Source organism: Acinetobacter sp. CIP 53.82, from assembly GCF_000369465.1.
GTDB classification, from domain to species: domain Bacteria; phylum Pseudomonadota; class Gammaproteobacteria; order Pseudomonadales; family Moraxellaceae; genus Acinetobacter; species Acinetobacter indicus.
This window is the reverse complement of the sequence record NZ_KB850046.1, coordinates 1,374,456-1,383,961: the sequence shown is the minus strand read 5'-3', so window position 1 is coordinate 1,383,961 and position 9,506 is coordinate 1,374,456. Positions and strand designations below refer to the sequence as shown.

Sequence of the window (9,506 nt, the reverse complement as noted above, 5' to 3'; positions counted from 1 at the left end):
TCCTAGGGAAATCTTATCTTGAGGTAGGCTTCCCGCTTAGATGCTTTCAGCGGTTATCCCTTCCGAACATAGCTACCCGGCGATGCGACTGGCGTCACAACCGGTACACCAGAGGTTCGTCCACTCTGGTCCTCTCGTACTAGGAGCAGATCCTCTCAAATTTCCAGCGCCCACGGTAGATAGGGACCGAACTGTCTCACGACGTTCTAAACCCAGCTCGCGTACCTCTTTAAATGGCGAACAGCCATACCCTTGGGACCTGCTTCAGCCCCAGGATGAGATGAGCCGACATCGAGGTGCCAAACACCGCCGTCGATATGAACTCTTGGGCGGTATCAGCCTGTTATCCCCAGAGTACCTTTTATCCGTTGAGCGATGGCCCTTCCATACAGAACCACCGGATCACTAAGACCTACTTTCGTACCTGCTCGACTTGTGGGTCTCGCAGTTAAGCGCGCTTTTGCCTTTATACTCTACGCGTGATTTCCGACCACGCTGAGCGCACCTTCGTACTCCTCCGTTACTCTTTAGGAGGAGACCGCCCCAGTCAAACTACCCACCAGACATGGTCCTCGTCCCGGATCACGGGACAGAGTTAGAACCTCAACATTACCAGGGTGGTATTTCAAGGACGGCTCCATTGGAACTGGCGTTCCAACTTCAAAGCCTCCCACCTATCCTACACAAGTAAGGTCAAAGTTCAATGTCAAGCTGCAGTAAAGGTTCACGGGGTCTTTCCGTCTAGCCGCGGGTACACTGCATCTTCACAGCGATTTCGATTTCACTGAGCCTCTGCTGGAGACAGCGCCGCCATCATTATGCCATTCGTGCAGGTCGGAACTTACCCGACAAGGAATTTCGCTACCTTAGGACCGTTATAGTTACGGCCGCCGTTTACTGGGGCTTCGATCAAGAGCTTCGCTTACGCTAACCCCATCAATTAACCTTCCAGCACCGGGCAGGCATCACACCCTATACGTCCACTTTCGTGTTTGCAGAGTGCTATGTTTTTAATAAACAGTTGCAGCGGCCTGGTTTCTGCGGCTGTCAACCGCTCAGGGAGCAAGTCCCATCACCGTCAACAGCGTACCTTCTCCCGAAGTTACGGTACCATTTTGCCTAGTTCCTTCAGCAGAGTTCTCTCAAGCGCTTTGGTCTACTCGACCTGACCACCTGTGTCGGTTTCGGGTACGATTCCAGTGTAACTGAAGCTTAGAGACTTTTCCTGGAAGCATGGTATCAGCCACTTCGCTAGTAAACTAGCTTGCTATCAGCTCTCAGCATAGAGCACCCCGGATTTGCCTAAGATGCATGCCTACAGCCTTCCACCTGGACAACCAACGCCAGGCTGACTTAACCTTCTCCGTCCTCTCATCGCATTACACTGAAGTATTGGAATATTAACCAATTTCCCATCGACTACGCCTCTCGGCCTCGCCTTAGGGGTCGACTCACCCAGCCCCGATTAACGTTGGACTGGAACCCTTGGTCTTTCAGCGAACGGGTTTTTCACCCGTTTTGTCGTTACTCACGTCAGCATTCGCACTTCTGATACCTCCAGCAGACTTCTCAATCCACCTTCATCGGCTTACAGAACGCTCCCCTACCACGTATACAATGTATACATCCGCAGCTTCGGCACATAGTTTTAGCCCCGTTACATCTTCCGCGCAGGCCGACTCGACTAGTGAGCTATTACGCTTTCTTTAAAGGGTGGCTGCTTCTAAGCCAACCTCCTAGCTGTCTATGCCTTCCCACATCGTTTCCCACTTAACTATGATTTTGGGGCCTTAGCTGGCGGTCTGGATTGTTTTCCTCTTGACTACGGACGTTAGCACCCGCAGTCTGTCTCCCGGATAGTACTCATCGGTATTCGGAGTTTGCATCGGTTTGGTAAGTCGGGATGACCCCCTAGCCGAAACAGTGCTCTACCCCCAATGGTATTCGTCCGAGGCGCTACCTAAATAGCTTTCGGGGAGAACCAGCTATCACCAGGCTTGATTAGCCTTTCACCCCTATCCACAAGTCATCCCCTGGCTTTTCAACGACAGTGGGTTCGGTCCTCCAGTTAGTGTTACCCAACCTTCAACCTGCTCATGGATAGATCGCCTGGTTTCGGGTCTACACCCAGCAACTATACGCCCTATTAAGACTCGGTTTCCCTACGGCTCCCCTATGCGGTTAACCTTGCTACTGAATGTAAGTCGCTGACCCATTATACAAAAGGTACGCAGTCACATCACAAAGTGGCTCCCACTGCTTGTATGCATGCGGTTTCAGGATCTATTTCACTCCCCTCACAGGGGTTCTTTTCGCCTTTCCCTCACGGTACTGGTTCACTATCGGTCAGTCAGGAGTATTTAGCCTTGGAGGATGGTCCCCCCATATTCAGACAAGGTTTCACGTGCCTCGCCCTACTCGTCATCATTATGTGTGCCCTTTCGTGTACAGGACTATCACCCACTATGGTTGCACTTCCCAGAGCATTCCACTAAAACACACATAACTTAATGGGCTGTTCCCCTTTCGCTCGCCGCTACTGAGGGAATCTCAATTGATTTCTTTTCCTAAGGGTACTGAGATGTTTCACTTCCCCTCGTTCGCCTCAATACACTATGTATTCATGTATTGATACCTACCTTATGGTAAGTGGGTTTCCCCATTCAGACATCTCCGGATCAAAGGATATTTGCCGCCTCCCCGGAGCTTTTCGCAGGCTATCACGTCTTTCTTCGCCTCTGACTGCCAAGGCATCCACCACATGCACTTAATTACTTGACTATACAACCCCAAACAGTCGTTAATCCCTACAAGTAGGATTAAGACAATTAAATAAATAATCAATTATCTATTTAATCTACAGTTCGAAGTCTCGTGCACTTAAGCACCGTACAGCTTCAATCTAAATTCATATACCAAAACGCTTGATTCAGTTAATTTGCTAGTTCTCAATTCAATCTACGTTCATCAACCCGTCATAACAACGCGTTAACGTATATTGATTGAGTGAACAATTTATTTCAGACTCAATTTTGCCAATCTGTTAATGATTCACTGCATCCTCGTCGGACTGCAGTCAACTGTGATAAATCACAGAGATTAATAAGAGTTGCGCATTCTACACAATCTTCTCACTAAGCTCTATAAGCTATCTGTTCGTTTGCTTGTTTCTTAGCTATTTAGCTATCTACACATTGCGTAGCAATGTGTGGTGGAGACTAGGAGAGTCGAACTCCTGACCTCCTGCGTGCAAAGCAGGCGCTCTACCAACTAAGCTAAGTCCCCAGCTTATCAATAAGTCAATGTTCTGATTTCTATTCGCTCTGCAATTGCTTGCTTGTCGTTAGTGGTGGGTCTGACAAGACTTGAACTTGTGACCCCACGCTTATCAAGCGTGTGCTCTAACCAACTGAGCTACAGACCCTCAGATACATCGTCATGAAGAACAACTTGTTGTGGATTCTTACTAATCGTCAATCTTTCGTTAAGGAGGTGATCCAGCCGCAGGTTCCCCTACGGCTACCTTGTTACGACTTCACCCCAGTCATCGGCCACACCGTGGTAAGCGTCCTCCCTAAGGTTAGACTACCTACTTCTGGTGCAACAAACTCCCATGGTGTGACGGGCGGTGTGTACAAGGCCCGGGAACGTATTCACCGCGGCATTCTGATCCGCGATTACTAGCGATTCCGACTTCATGGAGTCGAGTTGCAGACTCCAATCCGGACTACGATCGGCTTTTTGAGATTAGCATCACATCGCTGTGTAGCAACCCTTTGTACCGACCATTGTAGCACGTGTGTAGCCCTGGCCGTAAGGGCCATGATGACTTGACGTCGTCCCCGCCTTCCTCCAGTTTGTCACTGGCAGTATCCTTAAAGTTCCCATCCGAAATGCTGGCAAGTAAGGAAAAGGGTTGCGCTCGTTGCGGGACTTAACCCAACATCTCACGACACGAGCTGACGACAGCCATGCAGCACCTGTATCAGAGTTCCCGAAGGCACCAATCCATCTCTGGAAAGTTCTCTGTATGTCAAGGCCAGGTAAGGTTCTTCGCGTTGCATCGAATTAAACCACATGCTCCACCGCTTGTGCGGGCCCCCGTCAATTCATTTGAGTTTTAGTCTTGCGACCGTACTCCCCAGGCGGTCTACTTATCGCGTTAGCTGCGCCACTAAAGCCTCAAAGGCCCCAACGGCTAGTAGACATCGTTTACGGCATGGACTACCAGGGTATCTAATCCTGTTTGCTCCCCATGCTTTCGCACCTCAGTGTCAGTATTAGGCCAGATGGCTGCCTTCGCCATCGGTATTCCTCCAGATCTCTACGCATTTCACCGCTACACCTGGAATTCTACCATCCTCTCCCATACTCTAGCTAACCAGTATCGAATGCAATTCCCAAGTTAAGCTCGGGGATTTCACATTTGACTTAATTAGCCACCTACGCGCGCTTTACGCCCAGTAAATCCGATTAACGCTCGCACCCTCTGTATTACCGCGGCTGCTGGCACAGAGTTAGCCGGTGCTTATTCTGCGAGTAACGTCCACGCATCTAGGGTATTATCCTAGAGCGCCTCCTCCTCGCTTAAAGTGCTTTACAACCAAAAGGCCTTCTTCACACACGCGGCATGGCTGGATCAGGGTTCCCCCCATTGTCCAATATTCCCCACTGCTGCCTCCCGTAGGAGTCTGGGCCGTGTCTCAGTCCCAGTGTGGCGGATCATCCTCTCAGACCCGCTACAGATCGTCGCCTTGGTAGGCCTTTACCCCACCAACTAGCTAATCCGACTTAGGCTCATCTATTAGCGCAAGGTCCGAAGATCCCCTGCTTTCCCCCGTAGGGCGTATGCGGTATTAGCATCCCTTTCGGAATGTTGTCCCCCACTAATAGGCAGATTCCTAAGCATTACTCACCCGTCCGCCGCTAAGCTAAGGTGCAAGCACCCTCGCTCCGCTCGACTTGCATGTGTTAAGCCTGCCGCCAGCGTTCAATCTGAGCCATGATCAAACTCTTCAGTTAAAATCATTTTGTCACTTTATTCGAAGTGACCAAATCTGGCTCATCAATTTTCTGACTTAAATTTCGCTCAAATAAACTTCGAGTAATTTAAACCAATCAATTAATGAAAATAATTTCGATTAATCAACCAGTAAAAATCCACACAAGTTGTTCTTCATAATCTCTTAATGATCTTTCCAACACCTCGTCAGTGCCAGAAGCTGGACTCAAAACACTTGACAACTCAGCGATCCGCTTCGTTCATCTCCGTGTATCTCGTCGGTATGGGGTGCATTCTAGAGGATTTCAGAATCATTGCAAGCCCCAATTCACTTTATTTTTCACGTATGTATCTTTTTTCTACGAAACGGCTAAAAAAACCGGTTTTTCACTTATTTTTTGCACAATTCAAAAGAAAAAATCCCACGAACGGGATTTTTTGCTGGCTTTCTTTTTATCTTATTCAGTAAATTTCTGCGTGCTGTAATCCGCTGTTGGCAATTTACCGAGCGATTTTTGTCCGGTTGTTCCCGGTAAACGCTCGGCATACTGTAAAAACGCTTCGGCATAATCGAGGCCCACATCCATACGGCGCTCGCCTGTCACCTCTTTCATGCTGCTATAGTAGTCCTGTCCATTGGCCAGGAAGTCGATAGTCACCACTTTATAGGTTCGATCCAAGACCAGTGCTTCATAACTACCGCTTGCATTACGCACTTCCAGCTGGCTAATACGCTGCCCTTTGGCCTGGGTTAAATCTACCTGCCAACGTAAACCACCAGTATATGGATAACTGCCGGTATTTCTCTGCTCAACCACACCGCTAATCGCATCTTCCAGCGTGGCTTTAATTTCTGCACCGGTCATATCCAGACGGACCAGTGTATTTTTAAATGGCAGTACCTGATAGATTTTCTCAACCGTAACTGGACCTGCTGCGACATCTACACGCACCCCGCCACCATTCTGGAATGACAGATCGGCATCAAAGTACACTTTACCTTGTTGCAAGAAGGCTTCGGCAATCATCTGCTGAATATCGCCGCCATGAGCAATGACATGCGGATTCTGGTTACAGATATCGCCCAGACTAGAACGGCTGGTATCGCGCTGCGTCCCCGGTACACGGCGTAAACACAGGTTATCGGTTGCCTGAGCCACCACCGTGCTGGCAAAATTCTGTTTCTGTTGTTGATATGGCAGCAGCACATTTAAGGTCGCGGTATATGGGCTGACCACCTGCATCGGAATATTCGCCGCTTTAAAACGCTCCAGCAGCGCCGCCTGTTCGGTTGCATTTAAGGCTTCAAACTGTTTGCTCTCGGTATTTTCACGCTTAAAGTCATCGCCCACTAAAATGTGCGGTGTACCACTACACTGTTCCACCTGACCTTGCGGATTGAACCTGACCTTTAAATCACCCACTACATAGCTGTACTGCCAGGCCTGGGCAATACAGACCAGATCACCATCTTTATTTCGCGCTTGGGTCGGATATGCACCACTCGGACTCAGGCCGACCGCCTCTAAACTGTCCGGACCTAATAAGGTATGTGAATCACCGCCAACAATTACATCAACATCAGTTAAAGCCGCAGCCAGTTGCTGATCCAGGGCAAAACCGGTATGGGTTTGCAGGATAATCTTGTGAATACCCTGAGCTTTCAGGCGATCAATTTCCTGTTGAGCCGCTTCAATTTCATTGGCAAACGTAGTGTCACTGTTCGGCTGAGAGGCATTTTTGGTTTTGTCGGCAATGGTCAGACCAATAATGGCAAACTTTTCACCGTCACGTTCAAATATAAAAGACTTTTCAATGCGCTGAGTCTGATACAGCGGCGAAGATGAGCCGAAATTCACATTGGCCGACACAATACGGGTTGGTGTGGCACAGTTACCGGCATCCAGATAGTTAATAAATTTCTGTAGGCCTGTATCTTTGGCATCAAATTCATGGTTACCCAGCACAAAACTGTCAAAGCAGACCGTATTCATGGCATCTGCATCGGCCTTACCTTCAGAAAGGTTAAAGTATAGATCGCCAGTAATCGCATCCCCACTGTGTAGTTTGATCACATTCGGATATTCCTCTGCCAGACGGTTGATTAAACCGGCGACACGGGCAAAACCACCCCGGCTGACGCTATAATTTTCTTCCTCAGCCCCTTGTGCCAGGCTAAAGTTCCAGTGCTCTTCATCTAAATGGGAGTGATGGTCATTGATATGCAGAATATTCAGTTCAACGGCTTTGCCCTCGACTACTGGCGTCGGTGCAGCAGTATGACGGTCATTATCCCCGCAGGCTGTCATAAAAACAGAAAGACAGGCTATTGATAATATGGTTTTTTTATTCAATATATTCATCTGGCAATTACCCTGAGACTCAGTGTTTTAATTGGAATTGTCTGATTGAGTCTGTGGCCTGAACATGTAAGGAAGATGAAAAAACGATCAAGATTTCATGACAATAGTTAAACCCGTTCGCGAATATGCTGCATGACCTCTAAGACCAGTGCCTGTTTACCGCGATAATCTTCGGCCGCAAACAGTAGTCTGGCTTTGCGCGGCAGTTGCTCGTGAATCAGGGCAAATAGCTGATACATGGCCGACAGCTCTAATTGCTCAAACAGCGTCTTGACCGGTTGATAGGCAAACTGCTTTTCACTTTGCGGCTGATATTCAAACAGGAAACGTAAAATGGCATCCAGCTGCTGATCATGAGTATCGGTATTATAGGAATACATGCGCTCCCTCTGGCTCGAGTTTATTTTTTATATGGAAATGATGATCCGGATTTATTTATACGCCGGATTTTTGCAGCGGGCAACCATGGGCAGACACCGCTCCAGCTGCTCAAAAAACCGCTTTTTTCAGGTCAAAGGCTAAATTTTGGATAAAAAAAAGAAAGAGATCTCTCCCAAAATCTCTCCCTCGGAGTTGAATCTTTTACGGATCCATATGTTATTGTCATTATTATTTTCGGCTATTTCCGCGCTTCTTGGGGATGAAACGTCATCAAATAGCAATTTACCCTCTAGATATGTAGACACCACATATTTAGACGGATAAATCTTAAACATAAAATATGACAAAATCAAGACAATCGGAAAAATTTAATTCTTGTTTTTATAAGGTTTTTTTTAAATTTAAATATTTAAATATCTTATAAGCAATATCATAAAAAAAGCAGACCGAAGCCCACTGCTGTCCCATAGTTTGCTTTAAATAAAAAACCTGAGTCCTAACAGTTAAAATATGAGTGCAAACAAACACTTTAACGACCAGGATTCAGGTTTTGTCACATCAGAATACCGTATTTCATGAGCTAATTAAACCTGTTGTGCGACAGGATTTTGAACAACTTACTAAAGTACACCATGTTGGACAGAAATTTAGAGCGGCTTCCCGGTGGGATCAGTTTATTGCCATATTGATGTCTCAATTCTCTTGTAGGCAAAGTCTGAGAGATATTCAATCCAATTTGGAGTGCCAACAGGAAAAGCTGAGTCATCTCGGAGCAAAGTCTATTCCCCGAAGCACGCTGGCACGAATCAATGAGCAGCAGCCTGCTGCCTTGTATCAACAGCTATTTTACAAGTTGCTTAAATACTATGAACACTCAAAAGTAGCTCATAAATTTCGCTTTAAGAATCCCTTGTATTCCTTGGATGCCAGTCATATTGACCTGTCGCTTTCCTTATGTGAATGGGCCAAAGTTCACGACTCAAAAGCCAGCATGAAACTCAGTATAGGATTGAATCACAGCAATGATATTCCTGAGTTTGTTGCAGTTGAAAATGGCAAAGAAAATGACATGGTACAAGGCCGCAAATTCCAGTTTCCTGCTGGCAGCATTGTAGTTTTTGATAAAGGCTATGTCGATTACCAATGGTATGCAAATCTGACTGCTCAAAACATTGGATTTGTCACACGTTTTAGGCCTAAATCTGTGTATCAGGTGATCCAGCAACATCCAGTGCTTGAATCCAAAGGTATTCTAAAAGATGAAACCATTCAGCTGAATAGCGCACATGCCCTAAAAAGAAAAGCCCCAGTGTTAAGAAGAATTGAATATAGAGATCAGCAAAGTGGCAAGCACTTTAGCTTTCTCAGCAATAACTTTCATTTAGCCGCCTCCACCATTGCGGCGATTTATAAAGATCGTTGGAAAGTTGAGCTGTTCTTTAAGGCGATTAAGCAGAATCTCAAATTAAAAGCGTTTCTAGGCCGCAGCAGGAACGCAATTCAGACACAAATCTGGATTGCGATGATCGCCTATTTATTGGTGAGTTTCGCTCAACATTTAGGGAAAACAGGTTGGACAGTTCAACGTTTACTCAGAATAATTCAAGTGAATTTGTTTGAAAGAAGAACTTTAAAAGCTTTATTTTCACCCGATAAAATACCCATAAAACAAGAGGAAGCTCAAATGAGCTTCCTCTTGTGAAAAATTGTGGGACAGCAATGGACCGAAGCCTGCTTTTTAATTCAACTACTTAACTGCA

The 9,506-nt window shown here is 46.7% G+C and carries 3 protein-coding genes, 2 tRNA genes and 2 rRNA genes; 1 reads left to right on the top strand and 6 read right to left on the bottom strand.

Annotation, left to right across the window (positions count from 1 at the left end; translation table 11 throughout):
- From F905_RS12115 to F905_RS12090, 6 genes are all read right to left on the bottom strand, one after another.
- Positions 1-2,781: ribosomal RNA gene (locus F905_RS12115) — 23S ribosomal RNA — on the bottom strand.
- Positions 2,782-3,209: 428 nt separating this feature from the next.
- A tRNA-Ala gene (locus tag F905_RS12110) sits at positions 3,210-3,285 on the bottom strand.
- 62 nt (positions 3,286-3,347) lie between these two features.
- Positions 3,348-3,424: transfer RNA gene (locus F905_RS12105), tRNA-Ile, on the bottom strand.
- A gap of 61 nt (positions 3,425-3,485) precedes the next feature.
- Positions 3,486-5,022, bottom strand: a 16S ribosomal RNA gene (locus F905_RS12100).
- Together the 16S and 23S rRNA genes with 2 tRNA genes alongside form the textbook arrangement of a ribosomal RNA operon.
- Before the next feature lie 438 nt (positions 5,023-5,460).
- Positions 5,461-7,365, bottom strand: a complete 1,905-nt coding sequence (locus tag F905_RS12095; protein ID WP_034598075.1) for a bifunctional metallophosphatase/5'-nucleotidase — start codon at positions 7,363-7,365, stop codon at positions 5,461-5,463.
- A gap of 107 nt (positions 7,366-7,472) precedes the next feature.
- The gene (locus F905_RS12090; protein ID WP_005181154.1) at positions 7,473-7,745 is read right to left on the bottom strand and encodes a hypothetical protein; all 273 of its coding nucleotides are present in this window, start codon (positions 7,743-7,745) and stop codon (positions 7,473-7,475) included.
- Positions 7,746-8,296: 551 nt separating this feature from the next.
- Here F905_RS12090 and F905_RS12080 point away from each other — a divergent pair.
- Positions 8,297-9,448: an IS4-like element ISAbe18 family transposase gene (locus tag F905_RS12080; protein ID WP_005181152.1), complete on the top strand. Its 1,152-nt coding sequence runs from the start codon at positions 8,297-8,299 to the stop codon at positions 9,446-9,448.
- Positions 9,449-9,506 lie beyond the last annotated feature (58 nt).